Source organism: Pseudomonas bharatica (assembly GCF_048586865.1).
In the GTDB taxonomy this organism is placed as follows: Bacteria; Pseudomonadota; Gammaproteobacteria; order Pseudomonadales; family Pseudomonadaceae; genus Aquipseudomonas; species Aquipseudomonas bharatica.
In genome coordinates this window covers 221,872-236,488 of record NZ_JBMAWR010000002.1, presented here as the reverse complement: position 1 = coordinate 236,488, position 14,617 = coordinate 221,872, and the positions used below count along the sequence as shown (strand labels likewise).

At 56.8% G+C, this 14,617-nt stretch carries 13 protein-coding genes and 1 pseudogene; 3 read left to right on the top strand and 11 right to left on the bottom strand.

Annotated elements, in window-relative coordinates; all coding sequences use genetic code 11:
• Positions 1 to 6: 6 nt before the first annotated feature.
• The 6 genes from ACKLLE_RS03480 to ACKLLE_RS03455 all read right to left on the bottom strand — a co-directional run bounded on the left by ACKLLE_RS03480 (position 7) and on the right by ACKLLE_RS03455 (position 6,336).
• A complete protein-coding gene (locus ACKLLE_RS03480) occupies positions 7 to 885 on the bottom strand; it encodes a ParA family protein (protein ID WP_420056851.1) in 879 nt (292 codons plus the stop codon).
• A 4-nt stretch (positions 886 to 889) separates the two neighbouring features.
• Complete coding sequence (locus ACKLLE_RS03475) at positions 890 to 1,105, bottom strand: AlpA family transcriptional regulator (RefSeq protein WP_226033902.1); 216 nt, start codon at positions 1,103 to 1,105, stop codon at positions 890 to 892.
• A gap of 113 nt (positions 1,106 to 1,218) precedes the next feature.
• Complete coding sequence (locus ACKLLE_RS03470) at positions 1,219 to 1,956, bottom strand: hypothetical protein (protein ID WP_420056850.1); 738 nt, start codon at positions 1,954 to 1,956, stop codon at positions 1,219 to 1,221.
• Between the two features lie 291 nt (positions 1,957 to 2,247).
• Positions 2,248 to 3,669: an efflux transporter outer membrane subunit gene (locus ACKLLE_RS03465; protein WP_420056849.1), complete on the bottom strand. Its 1,422-nt coding sequence runs from the start codon at positions 3,667 to 3,669 to the stop codon at positions 2,248 to 2,250.
• A 2-nt stretch (positions 3,670 to 3,671) separates the two neighbouring features.
• A complete protein-coding gene (locus ACKLLE_RS03460) occupies positions 3,672 to 5,246 on the bottom strand; it encodes a DHA2 family efflux MFS transporter permease subunit (protein WP_420056848.1) in 1,575 nt (524 codons plus the stop codon).
• Positions 5,239 to 6,336, bottom strand: a complete 1,098-nt coding sequence (locus ACKLLE_RS03455) for an HlyD family secretion protein (protein WP_420056847.1) — start codon at positions 6,334 to 6,336, stop codon at positions 5,239 to 5,241. The genes ACKLLE_RS03460 and ACKLLE_RS03455 overlap by 8 nt, the downstream gene beginning before the upstream one ends.
• A 98-nt stretch (positions 6,337 to 6,434) precedes the next feature.
• Between ACKLLE_RS03455 and ACKLLE_RS03450 the strand changes: the two genes are divergently transcribed.
• Positions 6,435 to 7,157, top strand: coding sequence for a CerR family C-terminal domain-containing protein (locus ACKLLE_RS03450; protein WP_420056846.1), 723 nt, complete (start codon positions 6,435 to 6,437; stop codon positions 7,155 to 7,157).
• 49 nt (positions 7,158 to 7,206) lie between these two features.
• Here the strand turns inward: ACKLLE_RS03450 and panB are convergent, their stop codons facing one another.
• Genes panB through ACKLLE_RS03435 form a run of 3 tightly spaced genes read right to left on the bottom strand, consistent with a single transcriptional unit; the run spans position 7,207 to position 9,434 of the window.
• Positions 7,207 to 8,049 carry a 3-methyl-2-oxobutanoate hydroxymethyltransferase gene (gene panB / locus ACKLLE_RS03445; protein ID WP_420056845.1) on the bottom strand — a complete coding sequence of 281 codons (843 nt, stop codon included), beginning with the start codon at positions 8,047 to 8,049 and terminating at the stop codon, positions 7,207 to 7,209.
• Positions 8,050 to 8,076: 27 nt separating this feature from the next.
• Positions 8,077 to 8,514, bottom strand: coding sequence for a MarR family winged helix-turn-helix transcriptional regulator (locus tag ACKLLE_RS03440; RefSeq protein WP_420056844.1), 438 nt, complete (start codon positions 8,512 to 8,514; stop codon positions 8,077 to 8,079).
• Between the two features lie 20 nt (positions 8,515 to 8,534).
• Positions 8,535 to 9,434 (bottom strand): cache domain-containing protein, encoded by a 900-nt coding sequence (locus ACKLLE_RS03435; RefSeq protein ID WP_420056843.1) that lies wholly within the window; start codon positions 9,432 to 9,434, stop codon positions 8,535 to 8,537.
• A gap of 615 nt (positions 9,435 to 10,049) precedes the next feature.
• Here ACKLLE_RS03435 and ACKLLE_RS03430 point away from each other — a divergent pair.
• Together ACKLLE_RS03430 and ACKLLE_RS03425 are read left to right on the top strand one after the other, a co-directional pair.
• Positions 10,050 to 11,672, top strand: a complete 1,623-nt coding sequence (locus tag ACKLLE_RS03430; RefSeq protein WP_420056842.1) for a DUF1302 domain-containing protein — start codon at positions 10,050 to 10,052, stop codon at positions 11,670 to 11,672.
• A gap of 30 nt (positions 11,673 to 11,702) precedes the next feature.
• A complete protein-coding gene (locus tag ACKLLE_RS03425) occupies positions 11,703 to 13,067 on the top strand; it encodes a DUF1329 domain-containing protein (protein ID WP_420056841.1) in 1,365 nt (454 codons plus the stop codon).
• 161 nt (positions 13,068 to 13,228) lie between these two features.
• Here the strand turns inward: ACKLLE_RS03425 and ACKLLE_RS03420 are convergent, their stop codons facing one another.
• Positions 13,229 to 13,936 carry a methyl-accepting chemotaxis protein gene (locus ACKLLE_RS03420; RefSeq protein ID WP_420057060.1) on the bottom strand — a complete coding sequence of 236 codons (708 nt, stop codon included), beginning with the start codon at positions 13,934 to 13,936 and terminating at the stop codon, positions 13,229 to 13,231.
• Between the two features lie 153 nt (positions 13,937 to 14,089).
• Positions 14,090 to 14,218: pseudogene (locus ACKLLE_RS03415) on the bottom strand (HAMP domain-containing protein); the annotation flags it as partial.
• Positions 14,219 to 14,617 lie beyond the last annotated feature (399 nt).

Sequence of the window (14,617 nt, the reverse complement as noted above, 5' to 3'; positions counted from 1 at the left end):
CTCCCATCAGCCGCGACGACTGACTGGACGGTCGGCCACTAAGGGTTGGCCGGGCGCATGGGAGCACGAATCGACAAGTCGCTCCGCCCACTGTGGGAACAACTCGATGGCGAGCGCGCGCATCACCGCCGCACCGCAAGGACCGCGGCTGCCAGAGGGTGGGACAGGCTCTACGCGATGCACGGGCAGTCCCAGCGAGGCGGCATTGGTGTAGGCCACACGGTCGGGAATCACCGTGCTACAGACGCTGACATGGGAATCGGCGTAGAAAGACGCCTGTAGGCTCTGCATGATCAGGCGGGTGTCACGGCGATTGGCGTTGACCTGGTTGAGTAGCAGCTTCACCGACGGCAAGGCAACACCCAAGTAGCGGTAGGGTTCCAGCTCTTCAAAAAGTCCCAGCGTGCCCCGCCGCAGCTCACGTGCGGCGAGCATTTCTGGCGGGACCGGGCACAGGGCGCAATCGGACGCGAGGATAACCATCTCCACGACGACGCTACGTGCGCCTTGGGTGTCGATGATCAGCACATCGTAGTGATCCTCGAAAGCCGACAGCAGGTTGCGCAGGCGCAGGCGGCCGTCGGCCGCGTGCAGCAGCAGGGTGCTGATGTGCCCGGCGCGGTCGTTGGACACGATAAGATCCAGGTGCGGGATGACGGTGGCGGAAATCATCTGTTCAGGTGCCGTGAGTCGTTGCGCGATAAGTTCGTAGCTGCCGGCCTCACGGGACTCGCGCAAGGCGTAGTAGCTGGACAGCGTCGGTTGGCTGTCCAGATCCAGCAGCAGGACGCGAAGGCCCGCATCGGCGAGCACACCGCCTAGGTTCGCGGCCACGGTGGTTTTGCCTGCGCCGCCCTTGGTCGAGATCAGCGAGAGGACGTCCATGACGCTACTCCCTGACCGAGAGTCGATCTTGGACCCACTGCTCGATTTCCAGCGAGTCCCAACCGACGGCGCGGGTACCAATGCGCCGGCATTGTGGGAACAGCCCGGCTTTCATCAGGTTGTAGATGTGCGAACGTTTGAATCCGGTTTTCTGTTCCACCTCATCGCGGCGCATGATGTGGCGGTCGGCAGGCAGCGGGGCAGGGCTGATCGGTTGCATGATGTCACTCCGTAGCACCATGTGGTGCGCAGTGGGATGTGACAGTCAGTGAAGGTCGATGCGGGAGGAAAAACATTGTCAGGCGATGCCAAGCATCGCCTGACAATGCGGTGTCAGCCCCGTTTTACCTGGGCTAGATGACGGCGAGCGTCGGCAAATCGCCGATCAAGGGTACTTTTGCTCAGGCCAGGCAGACCAGGAAAACGGCGGAGAATCTCGTCGACCAAAGCGCTCTGGGACTTGTAGGCCGATTGCACACGGCCGTCTTTGGATTTACCCAAGGTCACTTCCAGCATGGTGCCCACGAGCATGTTGTGCGTGCTTTCGGAGGCTTCGGTGGGAATGCCCAGGGCCTCAAGTCGCGCCATCAGCTCGTTGTTACACGCGGTGAGCGTTGTCACCTCTTCAACCCGTGCTGCAAGCTCGTTGCGCAGCTTGTCGATGGTGCGCTGAGCCGCAGCGAGCTCTGCTTCCTGCACCAAATGAGCATTGAGACTGACGCAGCTCAAATGCTCGAGACTCTGCGAGAACAAGAAAGCAGGCTTCTCGTTGGGGTAGTTACGTGCGAACCAGACCAGTAGATCAGCCCGTTGAATGGACCAGTACTCTCGGCTTACCCGGTTGTCAGCATTGATCGGTCGGCCCAGGCAGGTCGCGGGTAGCTCACCGCTGGCAATCGCGTCGTAGATGCATTCAGCATACAGGTGCAGGATCGGCCACTGCGGAAAATGCTTGAGCAGACTGCCGGGGTAGGAGAGGTCGACCCGGAGAATCTCGTCCTCGTGGTCGGCAAGGTCACACCACAGAATCGCGGCGTCGATAGGATGGTAAGAGCTTCTGATCGAAATCATGGCACACAGCCTCCTGCTGCGTTCGTCCTGGAATCGCTGGCGGGGGCTGCGTGATCTGTGCCTCTGTCTAGCGAGCCTGATATCAATAGGATCGCTTTGGATCCAATGAAGGGGACAGTGTCAAAACCGATTCGTTCGACGCATACACGCTAGATGCGACAGATTCTGACGTTACAGCAGACACTGCCATATTGGACAGACTGTTTGCAGCGGCATTCTCAATGTGGAGGCCTTGGGAATTACGTTGGCCGCCAATTGTCTGCTCGCATTACTTAGATGGGGTCATGTGGTTCACTGTTGCCAACCCAGCCCCAAAGCTTTGTGCAGCGCAGCAAAGTCCTTGAGCAACTGCCCTTCACCTGATATCCGCTCCTGCTGGGCATTGAACCTCGTACGTTCGGCATCGAGCCAATCCAGGGTATTGGCAGTGCCAGACCTGTAGCGCTGCTGGGTCAGCTCAGCTGCGCGCTCGGCGGAGCGCTGGATATCGATCAACATCGCAACATGCTGGCGTTGGTAGCCGTAACGCGCCAGGGACGAGTCTGCATCTCGCAGGGCATTCAACACCGTTTTTCGGTATTTCGCCTGTGCCAGATCACGTCCACTTTCGGCTTGCTCAATTGCTGCTTTGGTACGCCCAAAGTCCAGTGCGTTCCAGGTCAATCGCGGTATCAACAACCAGGTGCCATTACTCTTACGCGCAAGATGCCCGGGATCACCGGCGCTGAACCCTAAGTCACCCAACAAGCTTAGTTTGGGGAACCAATCGGCCTTCTTCTCACCGATTTGCGCGGTTGCTGAGGCAAGTTCGCGCTCGGCGATGCGGATGTCCGGCCTGGACATGAGCAGTTGAGTGGGGTTGGTGATTGGCACGTGCTCGGGCATCAGTGGCATTGAAGCTCGGGATGTCAATTGGTCATCTAGGGTACCAGGCTCAAGGCCGCATAGCAGTGCAAGTTGGTCAAGGGATTCGATGATCTGGGCCTGCAGCGGCAAGCGTTTAGCACGTGTACTATCGGCTTGAGTTAACACTTGCTCCACTTGTAGTTCACTGGTCACGCCCTGATTACGGCGTTCAAAGGTAAGATCTACGATCTGCTGATCGGCAGTAACCGTCTCCTCTACCAACGCCAGTCGTGCTTGGCGGTCACGCAAGTCGACATAATTCTGCACGACCTCCGCAACCAGTTGTACCTGGGTATCAGCGAGCTCAGCTGCGGTGGCTTGAGCAGTGGCATGGGCGGCTTCGATGGCACGACGCGTTCCACCGAACAGGTCTGCTTCCCAGCTGGCATCGAAGTTCACCAGGTACAGGCTCAGGGGGGCTCTGCCACCCCCGGTATCTCCACCCGTAAACTGGGACAGATCCGGGGAGCGCATGCGTATCATCGTTGCATTGGTGGACGCGCTCGGATAAGCCGAGGCTTGTTGTTCGCGTAGTCCCGCTCGTGACTGCTTGAGCTTTGCTTGTGCCTGAGCGATATCGGGGCTGTTTGCGAGTGCCGTTGTCACCAACCAGTTTAACTCTGCATCGTGCAAGTCCAGCCACCACTGCGCCACGGCGGGTTGATGACTGGCAGGGTTTTGATCATGAGGCAGGCGAGCATTTGCATTCGCAGTCGTCAGCGATTGAGGTGGCCCGGAATAATCAGGACCGACCGTGCAGCCGGAAAGGATAGCAAGCGCCAGTGTAGTAATAACCGGGTATCGCATTATCAGGATCTCTTACCTTGGGGCTGCGCCTTGAGTAAAAGCGCCAGTGGAATCGTGGCAGCCAAAGCGAATGCCAGAACGAAGAAGCAATCGGCATAGGTCATCACCAAAGCCTCGCGAGCGATGGTATCGGCAAGCTGCTGCATGGCTTGCAACTGCGCGAGGGCAAAGTCACCGCCCTGGGATAGGAACATCGAAGTGCTCTGGGCCATGTGTTCCTGGCCGAGCGTGCTGTTAGCGCTGATCGACTCACGCAACACTGCGTCGTGAGCGTGTTCACGGCGATCCACCAATACACCGAGCAGAGCAAGACCGACCGAACCGCCAAGGTTTCTTGCCATGTTGTACAGCCCTGCGGCATCGCCTGCTTCCTCCGGTGGCACGGCCGACATGGAAGCTTGGTTAAGTGGCATCATTGCCAGTACTTGGGCGAAGCCACGAAGGATCTGTGAGGCATAAAAGTCGTGGCCGACGCTGTCTGCCGTGAGGTAAATATCGAGCAGACAGCTGACGGAAAAAAGCAGCAAACCTAGGCTGACCAGCAAGGCAGTTGGAAAGCGCCCCAGTAGCCTTGGCAGCACCGGCATGAGGAGAAACGCGGGGATGCCAGAAAGCAGCATGATGGATCCGGCTTGCTGGGCGTTGTAACCTGATACGTTGCCGAGAAATTGTGGGAGCAGATATGAAACGCCATACAAGCCAGCGCCTATGACAGCAACGATCAAGATCACGCTGGCATAGCGGGGATTGGCTAGCAAGCGCAGGCGGATCACTGGCTGTCGCGCCTTGCATTGACCAATAGCGATCAGTGCAAAGCCCACCAGAATCCCGATCGCCAGCCATTGGATCATTGACGATTCGAACCAATGCTCTCTCTGACCTTCTTCCAGGAGCACGGTCAACGAACTGAGACCCAATGTCAGGCCAGCGATTCCTGCCCAGTCGGCTTTGAACAGCGCCTGAAGGTTGGCCTTTTCAGGTTTAAGGCCAGACCAGAGCAACGTTACAAGCACTGCGCTGATCGGAATGTTCAGGAAGAAACACCAGCGCCAACTGGAATTTTCCGTGAGCCACCCACCCAGCACCGGCCCCAACAATGGTCCCAGCAGAATAGTCAACCCGAACAGGCTCATGCCGATGGCCAGTTGATGGTTTGGCAAGCGGCTGCGCACAATTGTCTGTGCCGTAGGGATCATTGCTCCGCCAGCGAAACCTTGACCGATGCGACCAATAATCATCTCTTGCAAGCTGCTGGAAAGCCCGCAGTAGATCGAGAAGAGGGTAAACAGCGCAGCCATGACGATGAGGAACCGACGCAGCCCCATCACCCGGGTAAGCCAAGCCGCTAGCGGGATCATGACGATTTCGGCCATTAAGTAGCCCGTACTGATCCACGTGCCTTCGGTGCCGGTTGCACCTATCTGCCCCTGTATCTGAGGGAGAGCGGAGTTGGTGATGGAGATATCCAAAGTGGCCAGCAGTGCTCCCAGTGCGCCGCCGATGACGGCGATCCAGTCACTGAGTGAGGCATCGCGTGGTCGAGATGCTTCAGGCCGAACATATGCCGACTCAGTCATGGTAGCCCTTGGCAGAGGAGCGAGTATCGACGTCGACTACCGCCGACAGCCCGGGGCGTAGGGTTTGGCGCATAGCATCAGGCACATTCAGTGTGATTCGTACTGGCACGCGTTGAACGATCTTGGTGAAGTTACCTGTGGCATTGGACGGCGGGAGCAGGGCGAACTGCGCGCCGGTGCCGGGTGAAAAGCTGTCGATGTGGCCGGTGAACTTGCTCCCGGAGAGTGCATCGATGCGTACCGTGACCTGCTGGCCAGGCTGCATGGCACCGATCTGTGTCTCCTTGAAATTAGCCTCTAGGTAGATGGATTGCAGAGGCACGATCGTCATCAGCCGTGTACCTGGCTGCGTGTACTGCCCAACACGCACACTGCGGTCCGCCACGTTCCCTGTGACAGGACTGCGCAGTACCGTGTCTTGCAGATCGATTTCGGATTGTCTGGCGTCTGCCTTGGCTTCGGCAGTTTGTGCGTGTGCTTGCTGTGCTTGTGCCTTGAGTGTCGCGGTACGCGCTTCACTCGAGTTCAGTGCCGCCTGCTTGGCAGCCAAGGTTGAAATAGCGCGGGCCCGCTCATTCACGAGGTCTGCCAGGCGCTCCTCAGTCTCAGCGCCAGAACGAGCCAATGGTGTGTAACGCTCCACTTGCAGGCGGGCATGTTTCAGGTCGTTTTCGGCGCCCGCCAGCTCTGCGCGGTTCTGGGCGATGGTGGCTTTCTGTTGTTCCAGTTCAGCTTGGGCGCGAGCTTCATCGGCTTCGCGTGCCGCGACAATGGCGGAGGACTTGTCGCGGGCCGCACGATAGTTGTCCGTCACCAGGCGGGCCAGCGGCTGGCCTGCTTGTACATGCTGATTGTCGCGGACCAATACCTCCGCCACATACCCGGCAACCTTGGGGGCCACGGTGACGCTATCGGCCTGCAGGTAGGCATCGTCGGTACTTTCGATGTAGCGACCGTGCAAGTACCAATAGGCTCCCCAAACAAGGCATGCGGCAAGTCCGGCAGCTCCAACGCCTATCAGCGCGCGGATAGGGGCTCTTCGTTGGTTCATCTGCGATAGGTCAGTTTGAGGGGGTTGTACGGCGGTCATGGGTCTGCTCGGATTTATTCCAGTCGGAATAAAATGAGTCGTGTGACAAAATATGTCAACTGATATAAATTCGCCATTAAGGCAGTTAGGACATGCGCATGGCTCGACATAAACCAACAGCAGAGGGTGGCTACCAGCGCGGTGAGGAAACACGCGCGCGGTTGATCAACAGTGCGATGAAACTTTTTGCAGACAAAGGCTACAGCGGTGCTTCAACCCGTGACATCGCCCTGGAGGCGGGGGCTAATGCACCAGCATTGCAGTACTACTTCGGCAACAAGGAAGGGGTATACCGCGCCTGTGTCGAGCACATCGTCGACCGGGTACGGGAGCAGCTCGATGATCAGCTCCTGATCGCGGAGCGTGTTCTGGCGGATTCGCACAGTTCGGACGAAGCATTGATCGAGGCGTATCTCGGTTTATTGAGCGGGTTCATCACGTTGATTCATGACAGCTCCGAGGCAACGGCTTGGCGTCAGTTCATGGGGCGGGAGCAATCTGAATTGGGAACACCCGACACTCGTGAAATCATGAATCAGCGTTTACATGCGCCCATTCGCAGTGTCACTGCATGCATCATGGGACGCCTGACTGGCTTACCTGCTGATGACGAACGCACGCAGATACGTACTTTTGCGCTCAATAGCCAAGGATTGGTTTTCAGGGTATTGCGGCAACAGGTCATGAGTGCACTCGGTTGGGAGCATATCGATAAGCCGCGCATGCAGGCTGTTCGAGAGGTGTTGCTCGAGCAGACGCGGTTGACCTTACAAGCCTTGGTTGCTGCCCGTGATTTTAAGAGTGAGTCCATTGAACGCTGAAGAGGATCTTGCCTGGCGAGTGTAGCCAGGCATGCCACGGTACCAGGCTCTAAAAAGAATGCCCCATGGTGGGAAAGTCGTGGTTATCAACCTCCTGTGCGAAAGCCTGGGCAGCCTGAAGAAGCATCGAGCGTATATCGCAATATTGTTTGGCAAATCGAGGCAACTGGCCTGAGCGTAGTCCCGCCATGTCCTGCCAAACCAAGACTTGCGCATCGCAGTGGCGACCAGCACCAATTCCGACAGTTGGAACCTTGACCGATTCGGTAATGAGCCGGCCTACTTCCTCCGGTATCATCTCCATCAGGATTGCAAAGGCGCCTGCCGTTTCGAGGGCCTTGGCTTCTGCGATCAAGCGCTTGGCATCTGCTCCGCGGCCCTGAACACGGTAGCCGCCCAATTGATGCTCCATTTGGGGCGTGAATCCGATGTGTGCCATGACCGGGATACCCGAGCGGGTGAGTTTCTCTACTTGAGGAACCATTTCAAGCCCGCCTTCGAGTTTTACCGCGTGGGCTCCAGCTTCCTTGAAAAAACGGACCGCGGTCTGGAAGCACTGTTCTGGGGAGGCTTGGTAAGAGCCGAACGGTAGGTCCGCAATGACCAAGGCAGATTGAGTAGACTTGGACACCGCTCGGACCAATGGCAACAACTCGTCCACCGTCACATCAAGCGTGGTTTGGTTGCCGAAGACATTGTTCGAGGCAGAGTCGCCGACGAGGAGGACAGGAATTCCCGCCTCTTCGAAGATTGCCGCGGTATACATATCGTACGAGGTCAGCATGACCCACTTTCTGCCTTGTTGTTTCAATTTCTGCAGATACGGAATTCGAATTCGAGAGGGTCTGAGCTCGCGAGCTTCCGGGCTATAGGGTGGGTGCTGTTCGTGCATGGGATCTGTCCTGTGGGTGGCCTGCTGTCAGCGGGCCGGCAGGTTTTCGAGGTTAGCTTGGATCTGTTGCAGCGCGATCATCAGGCTGTCTGTCTGCGCCGGGGAAAGGTTGAACAAAGCCGCATTGCGTATTTTCTCTGAGGCCGAGGCGATCAGGGTCAGCTCTTCATCGGCATGGTCTTCGAGGTAAAGCCGGAATGCCCGTCGATCAGAGGGAGTTGGTTCTCGTCGAACCAATCCTGCGTGCTCCAATTGGTCAAGCATGTTGCCCAGTGAGGACGCCTTGAATCCAAGCATGCGGGCCAGGTCGACTTGCCTGCAGCCGGGGTTATTCGAAATGCACAGAAGTGCGCGGGTCTGGGTCACGGTCAGCCGCTGGTGTTTCAGGTTCTGTTCGAATCCTTGTCGCATCGAGCGAGCGACGTCTGCGACCAGCTGTCCGAACCCTGTCGTATCGGTTGGCATCGATTGAGTTTTCCTAGTGATTAACGGGCAGTGGGAGCCACCGTGTAGTAGCCAACCGCGATGAGCAATTGGCCTTGACGCCGGAGCAACGTGTGTTTGATTTCTTTCGCCCCTGTTACAGGGTTGCGCCATACATAGCTAACCTCGCCCTGCTCACGATCTTTCAGAGCATTGATGATCTTCTCGCCGATCAACTCGCCGTCCGCAGCTCTAAGGACCGATACATCGCTGCCAACCAGGCGGGCGAGTGCCCCGTGCGCCACGAAACGCCTGGTTTTTTCGTCGATCACGAAGACATACAGGTCATCACGGTTGAAAAATGGATCCAGCTTGTTGATACGCTCGATGCTCTGCGTTCGCTCCGCTTGCAATCTGCCTACCGCGTCATTCAGAAGTCGCTGAGCATCCTGTTCGGAAGATCGGGGCATGAAGTAGCCTGCCGCAAATACCTTGTCGCCTACCCGCTGGAAGAGAACCCTTTTGGGCTCACGTTTACCATCTTTCCAGTTCATCCAGCGGTAATCCCGGCTTTGAGGTGCGGCGGTCTCAGGTTCGGCTAGTGCCTGGTCAAGGGCTGATCGCAGCTGGTCATCAAGCATGGGCCTGATGTTCCTGCCAATGTACACCGCCGAAGGGCCTCCGCTCGCCAGCATTACACCTTGTGTACTGATGACGTACACATAGCTCTCAGCGGTGGTGAACCCACCTTGACGACTTATCTGAGCTAGTACGAGATCGCCCTCCTTGCGATAAATTTCCACGGCCTTTGTAACGAGCAAGCGCGCCTGGTTCGCTTGAGCTTCGTAATCCTCTGGTGCAGGGGCAGCAAAAGTCAGCTGACAAGTGCAGAGCGCAGTGACCAATACCCCGGCGTAACGCATACGGCGCAGGAACTGCAAACAGTGGTTTGTCGGACTCAACGAAACACCTCACCCAGGGAAAGATGGGAAGGGCGGGCGCAATCGGGTGACGCCTGGTACTGGCAACCCTGATAGCTCGTGAGGGCTTGGCCTGGTTTCGCTGGCCCATGGCTCTCCGCGCAACCGAGCAGTTGCACGAGGCAAACGACGATCATCAATTGTGTACGCATGAGGCAACCCTCTTTTTGTTTTTGTGCTGCGCATACTCAAGCAATATCAAACCAAGATAACCTGGTTATCTAACTATCCTAGGTTCCAGCCTTCCGTTCGGCAAGTACCGTCGATCCAAGTCGCGCTTCAAGACCGTGAATTGAAATCGCCCCCCCTATTCGTGGAAGGGGGGCGATTTCGTGCTGCACACCGAAATGTGCGAGCTCTTGGGTCCGCAAGCCGAGCGAGAAAGCCTGCTGAAGCAGATTGCTAGGTAACTAAGTTATCTATGTTGGCGAGCATACGCATGCGCTCGCATCTACGCAAGGGCCTTGCCCAAACCTTTCGATAGCTCACCATCTGCTGAAAAAAACGCTTGTCGTGGGCAATCGATCTGTTGTAACTATGTTAACCAAGTTACCTAGGTGGCGACCTCCCATGTTTGTACAACAAGAACGAGACGACATGAAAACGACCGCGTGCCAACAAAAGCTCAGCCTTGCATTAGCGACCCTCTGCGCCTCCATGTCCTTCGCCGGCAGCTCTTCGGCGATGGAGATCGAGACGGGCAGCCCAGACTGGTCGGTTCGCTGGGACAATACGTTCCGCTACAACCTCCAGACACGTTTGGAGGGCCGCGATAGCCGCATTGCTGGTAACCCGGCCTATGATGATGGGGATTACAAATTCGACCGGGGCGACATCACTTCGAACCGCCTCGACATCCTGAGCGAGCTGGAGGTTGGCTGGCGCAACACCCACGGTTTCCGGGTATCTGCAGCAGGGTGGGTGGACCAGGCATATAGCGATACCGATGTGGAGCAAAATCCGTCGCTGCGAGGCCTGCCTTCCTCGTACGACAACAACAAGTACTCCTCTACCACCAAGCGCTATTACCGTGGTCCTTCAGGTGAGATCCTCGACGCATTCGTCTACGGCAACTTCGATGTCGGCACCATGCCGCTGTCGATGAAGGCGGGGCAGCATGTGGTGTTCTGGGGCAACTCGATATTCACTCAGTCGGGCATCGCGTACAGCCAGTCTCCCGTCGATGGCCGCAAAGGCGCAGCGATTCCTGGTACCGAAGTACGCGAACTGTTCCTGCCACTCAATCAGGTCTCAGCCACAATGCAGGTTACTGACAGCCTGTCGGTGGCAGCCCAGTACTTTCTTGATTGGGATCATGTCCGCTCTCCCGAAGGTGGCACCTTCCTGGCGGGCTCCGACTTCACCTTGGAAGGTCCGGACCGCACAGGAGCAGGCCTGCCATTCATACGCGGCAACACTGTCGAGCCCGACAGCAAACGGGGCAACTGGGGTGTTAATGCTAAGTACAACTTCATCGACTGGAACGCTACGACGGTAGGTCTGTACTACCGCGAGTTCGATGAGAAGAATGGTTTGTGGCTACTGCGCAATCCGGAAAACCCTCTGGAGTACCGGGCGGTCTTCCCGGAGAAGACCAAACTGGTTGGTTTGAGCCTTGATGCAACCTTAGGTGTGTTTGCTGTTGGGGCCGAGTTGGCATACCGCAAGAATGCTGGTCTGAATACGGTTGGCTTCTCTCTCGCCGATGAAGGGGCGCGAGGCGACACCTACCACGTTGTGCTCAACACGCTGTATGGGCTCACGCAAAATGCCTTGTGGGATGCGGGCACTGTTTCGGCTGAATTGACCTACGACCACTTGATCAAAGTCACTAAGAACAAGGAGTTGTTCTACGGTGAGGACACCGCCAATTGCCCACTTGGCAAATGGTCCGGTTGTGCCACTGATGACGCGATTGGTATCGGGATTCGCTTCGCTCCACAGTGGTCGCAAGTATTTCCAGGTGTGGACCTGACGGTTCCGGTCACCTACCAAGGTGGTTTGAAAGGTAATACTGCAGATTTTGGGGGGACCAACCAAGGCGCTGGGACCTATTCCATCGGAACCGAATTCAACATCCGCAACCAGTGGACTGTGGCGCTTACCTACGCCGATTCGACAGCAAGAATCTCTCGCAACGGTAATTCGTATTACGGCAATGGTGCCTGGCAAACCACGGACCGTGGCCGGCTCGGGCTGACTGTCAAAACCAGTTTCTGAAGCATTTACAGCTGAAAGGTAGTAGATCAAATGAACAAAAAAACGGCGTTGTCGCTTACCTTACTGTCGTGTTTTGCCCTCTCGTCGCATGCTGCAACGGTGTCGCCACAAGAAGCGGGCAAACTGGGCACCTCTTTGCTGCCGTGGGGGGCCGAAAAAGCGGGTAATGCGGATGGTTCGATTCCAGCTTACACCGGCGGTATGACCAAGCCCCCAGCGGGTTATGTGGAGGGCTCCGGCAAATGGATCGATCCGTTTGCGGATGAGAAACCGCTTTACTCGATTGACTCGAAGAACGTTGCACAGTACGCAGACAAGTTGACTGCGGGGACGCAGGAGCTGATTCGTCGCTGGCCGGACACTTTCCGAGTCGACGTTTACCAGAGCCATCGTACCTATCCCCAAATGTCCGCGGAGCGGGCCGCCACTAGCATCAAGAATGCCACTGACCCCGAATGCAAGACTGTCGCCGATGGTGTGGGGCTTGCGGGATGCGTGGGTGGCGTGCCATTTCCGATTCCTAAATCCGGCTACGAGGCGATGTGGAACCATCTGCTCAGGGAGCGAAACCCTGGCGGGTTCGAGGGTCGAGGAACCAACCTGGTGGTCGACTCCGCCGGCAATCTGGCAACGCCACAAGTGTTCAATGTGTCCACCGACTCACCTTTCTGGACGAGCGGGGGCGATTATTACTATCGCACATTGACCAGTACGCTTTCCCCTGCGCGCGACTCAGGCAACAAGATCTTGCTCTGGTACCCGCTCCGGTATGACCAGAAGGACCAGCGTAGCTGGAGTTACTCGACCGGACAGCGTCGAGTCAGATTGGCGCCGGAGTTCTCGTACGATACACCTGTGACACCCTTGGGCGGCGTGCTGTACTTCGACGAAGCGAACATGTTCAACGGGCGTATGGACCGCTTCGATTACAAGCTTGTCGGTAAGAAGGAAATGATTGTTCCCTACAACGCTTATAAGACCGCGTTGGCGCCGATCGACAAGATCATTGGTAAAAAACATGCCAATCCTGATGTCGGGCGCTGGGAGCTGCACCGTGTATGGGTCGTTGAAGCCACGCTCAAGAACGGCATGCGCCATGCCGCTTCCAAACGTTATTACTACCTGGACGAAGATTCCTGGTCGATCGTCGCCAGTGAAGGCTATGACCAGGCGGGCAAGATCTTCCGTGTGCTGTTCTCCTGCTTCGGCGCCAATTACGTTTCGGGCATAGGCGTGGTCGACTTCGTTTCTGGCTTGACAGGCTACGATCTGGCACGAGGTGGTTACACCGTCGTCGCTAACTTCGGCGATCCTAAATCCTATTACAAACCGGTGGCCAGCCACCCGGCTAATGTCTTCACCCCTGAAGCAATGGCGGGTCGTGGCGTTCGGTAAGGGCAACAAAAGCAATACGCGTACATCGTAGTACCCCTCTGGTTACCTCTTCGAACCGGCTTCGGCCGGTTTTTTTTTTTAAGTGCTGAGCGGCTAGCTCAGGCTCCATTCAAAATGAAGCCGTCGCTACGGTCAGGAAATTGGTCGCAGTAGGTGTGGTCTTATCGGATGTGGAATGCGTCGGTGAGCGTTCTCAAGGTCGTTACTTGCAGCCTTAGCTGCTGGCTGGCATGAGCGGTACTTTGCGCAGCTATCGATGTCATTTCACTCGATGCATTGATGCGCTCGATGCGGTTATCGATATCGATGACGGCGCTAGCCTGTTGTTGCGCTGCCATTGAAATGTGCTGGCTTTGGTCAACGATTTGGCTCACCAGTTGCAGGATATGGGCAAATGCTGCCTGCATGCTATCGGTCTCAGCGACGGTGCGTTCAGCCATGGTCTTACTGCTGTCCATGACCAGTACCGCCTCGCCCACACCGGCCTGCAGTTGATCGATGATGCGCTCGATCTGTTCGGTAGATTGCCGAGTGCGTAACGCGAGGCTTCGCACTTCATCGGCTACGACAGCAAAGCCTCGGCCCTGGTCCCCGGCACGAGCCGCTTCGATTGCCGCGTTCAACGCCAGCAGGTTGGTTTGTTCGGCAATCGCGCGGATGACGCTGAGCACTTCGCTGATCACTCGGCTGTCACTTGCCAGCTTGTTGGTCACCCCTACCGATTGCGCGATAGTGGTGGCCAGCGCCCGGATACTTTCGACCTGACCGCCAAGCAGTGCTTGTCCTAGTTTGCTGTGGTCGTTGACGCTACTGGCGTGTACAACCGCTTGCGCGGCACCCTTGGCGACTTCCTGGACGGTAACGGCCATTTGGTTCATCGCCGTGGCGATCTGCTCCAGTTGTTCGCGCTGGCTTAACAAGGCCTGGTTGCTTTGGCTGGATGCGAGCGCGACCCCTTCGGCTTGCTCTCCCACCATGGTAACGGTCTGGCCGACGCGTTCGATCAAATCATGCAATTTGCCAATTGAGCCATTGAATGCACGGCTGACCTCTCCAAGTTCATCTCTGCTGTCAGAGGTGATACTCACCGTCATGTCCCCCGCGGCGACATCGGCCATGACTGCGTTCAGTTGGCTCAAAGTTCTGCGCATGGATACGTGAAATGAAACTGACAAGTAACCGATGGTCAGCAGAGTTAGTGAGAGCGTAGTCAGTAGCAGCGCCAAGCTTTGCTGATCACGTACGAGCCTGTCGTCGAGCTGCTGGAAAATGTAAGGCAGCACGAGCTGATCGAAACCGCCAATCCTGTCCATGGCTTGGCTGATCGACCGATAATAAGGTTGCCAGTCGGTACCGAGATCTTCGGCGAATAACAGCTGGCTTTCGGTGGCTGCTTTGACTGAATCGACAGAGATTTGCGTCTGCGTCATAAACTCTTGAAGCACAGCTTGAAGTTGCGGGGTCCGCTCATGCAAGCGCTGAAGTTTGGTGAGGAAAAGATCGCCAGCCTTGTCCAGCTGGTTGAGATCGCCCTGCACCACGTCGCCATC